Genomic DNA, 2,397 nt, shown 5'->3' with positions numbered 1-2,397 from the left:
CGAGGTCCTCGGCGAGCGCCGGAGGCGGCCGGTGCGCCTGCGGGCCCAGAGCGGCCCGCCAGCCGTCCGGGAGCGGGCCAAGAGGACCGGTGAAGTTGTCGCCCATGGAGTCGGCGCCCGGGAGCGTACCGGTGCCCGGGAGCGTACGGAGTCCGGCGACGGAGAGACGGACCGGGAAGCGGTCGAGGAGATGCGGCGAGACGCGTTCGGTGTCCTCGGCGCGGCAGACGGCCAGCCAGCGGGCGCGCGGCTGCCAGCGGTGCCGAAGGCCGGAGTGCTCGACGGTGGCGACATCGGCGCCGAGGAGCTGCACCACGGCCCGCATCCCGGACACACTGAGCCGGGCGAGATCGGGCACGACGACCAGCGAGGGCCCTGGGGGCGACTCGGTGAGCGGTCCCGGTACGAGCGTGAAGCTGATGCCGTCCGGGCCGCGCGCCAGCCGCGGCCGTATCCACAGGTCCTCGTCCCTGGTGGCCGCGCCGAGAGTGGTGAGGGACACGGCCCGGGCGCCCTCGTCGGCATCCTCGGGCACTCCGGCTGCCCGGCCGACCAGCCGGGCGAACACCTCGGTGACGGGAGTGGTCAGCTCGGGCGGCAGATCGAACAGCAGCACACCGGGAAGTCCGGGCTCGACGGCGGCACAGACCAGGGCGGTCAGCAGCCGCCGCGCGAGCTCGCCGGAGCCCGGGACCACAGCCGCAGCCGCAGCCGCAGCCAGGGACAGCGCCGCAGCCGGTGGATTCTCGGGTGTCTCGGGTATCGCGGGCATGGGCGGTCAGCCGAACAGGTCCTCGACGCGCGCGTCGTCGTCGGGCCCCCACTCGAAGGTGCCGCCATGCATGGACTCGGGCCGGCGGTGGCGCAGGGCGAACGGCAGTACGCGGCGGACATGTCCGGGCTCGACCCGTGCGGCGCCCTCCTTGGCGGCCAGGGCGCGGGCGGCCTGCGCGGTGACGAGTTCGCCGCGGTGGCCCACGGCGGAGACCCGGCCGGCGGCCTCGGCACACAGCCTGCCGATCTCTTCCGCCACCTCCACCTCGGGCAGCGCGGCCCTGGCGGCCAGCAGCGCGCTCCTGAGCGTGGCGCCCTCCGTCCCGGCGTCGGCCCGCCAGACGGACTCCGCCTTGGCCAGCTCCTCCTCGAAGGTCAGTACCGTCATGATCATGCGATGGCGTGCCTCGGTGTCCAGCTCGGCGGCGGTCACCATGAGCCCGAAGCGGTCGAGAAGCTGCGGGCGCAGTCCGCCCTCCTCCGGATTCATGGTGCCGACGAGCCCGAAGGAGAGATGCCTGGCCGCGGCGATGCCCTCGCGCTGGACGGAGAGCACTCCGGTGGAGACCACGTCCAGGATGATGTTGACGAGATGGTCGTCCAGGAGATTGACCTCGTCGACGTACAACAGCCCTTTCTCATGGGCCTCTTCGAGCAGTCCGGACTGTTCCCTGGCCTCGCCGCGCATCAGCGCGTCCAGCTCCCAGCCGCCGAGCACGCGGTCGTCAGTCGCGTTGATCGGCAGGGTGACGGGCAGCTCGCCACGGGACATCAGCGCGAAGGCCCTGACGACCGTGGACTTGGCGGTGCCGCGCTGGCCGGTGATCAGCACTCCGCCGATGCGCGGCGCGATGAAGTTCAGCTCCAGCGCCAGCTTGAGATCGTCCTGCCCGACGACGCGGCTGTACGGAAGGATCGGGATGGCCGGTACGGGCGCGGGCTCGGACACAGCCGCGGGTACCGGTTCCGGTACGGCCGGTCCCGGCGCCTCTGCTTCCAGCGCGGCTGCTTCCAGCGCGGCAGCAGCCGTTACAAGTCCCGGGCCGCCCTCGCCGTCGGTGGTCTCCTCGGTCACGGAGTCGCTCCCGCCACGGCACCCGAGGCCGGTCCGCCCGCAGGTCCGCCCGCCGAGCCGGCGTCCGGCGCGCCCGGCTGCCAGCGGAAGGTGATCTGGAGCTGGGCCTCGGCACCGGCCTTCACGACCGCCGCCATGCCCGCGTCCAGCGTGATCGACACCTGTAACTCGACCTCGTCCGGGCGGAGTCCCTCGCCCAGGTCACCAAGTCTGCGCATGGCCTGCGAGGCACAGCGCCGTGCCAGATCGAGACCTTCGCCGTACGAGTCCCTGGCCACTCGTAAGACCCGCTGGGCCGCGCCGTCCCGGGTGTCCTCGTCCTCGTACACGGCGTCGTAAACGGCGGCCGGATCTCCGGCCGCGCCCGCCGCGTATCCCGGCCCGCGCATGTCCACCACGACGGGAATCGGCCCGTCCTCCCCCGGTGCCACAGGACCCACGATGACCGTCATGCGTCTCCCCCTCCACCGCTCAAGGGCCACTGTTCTACAGGACCGCTGACGGTGTTTCAGCGCTTTTCCCGAACCCGCCCGCCACGGGCCCCGCCA

At 72.8% G+C, this 2,397-nt stretch carries 2 protein-coding genes and 1 pseudogene; all 3 read right to left on the bottom strand.

Going from position 1 to position 2,397, the window contains the following annotated elements:
* Positions 1-772, bottom strand: a pseudogene (locus GA0115259_RS30350) (hypothetical protein); the annotation flags it as partial.
* A gap of 6 nt (positions 773-778) precedes the next feature.
* Entirely contained in the window at positions 779-1,849 is a 1,071-nt protein-coding gene (locus tag GA0115259_RS30345; protein ID WP_256098210.1) for an AAA family ATPase, read from the bottom strand.
* Positions 1,846-2,301 (bottom strand): CU044_2847 family protein, encoded by a 456-nt coding sequence (locus GA0115259_RS30340; RefSeq protein WP_237540606.1) that lies wholly within the window; start codon positions 2,299-2,301, stop codon positions 1,846-1,848. Before GA0115259_RS30340 ends, GA0115259_RS30345 begins: the two co-directional genes overlap by 4 nt.
* Positions 2,302-2,397: the final 96 nt, after the last annotated feature.

This window comes from Streptomyces sp. MnatMP-M17, from assembly GCF_900091995.1.
Taxonomy (GTDB): domain Bacteria; phylum Actinomycetota; class Actinomycetes; order Streptomycetales; family Streptomycetaceae; genus Streptomyces.
Note: the sequence above shows the minus strand (reverse complement) of the source record. Positions and strands in the feature narration are given on the sequence as shown.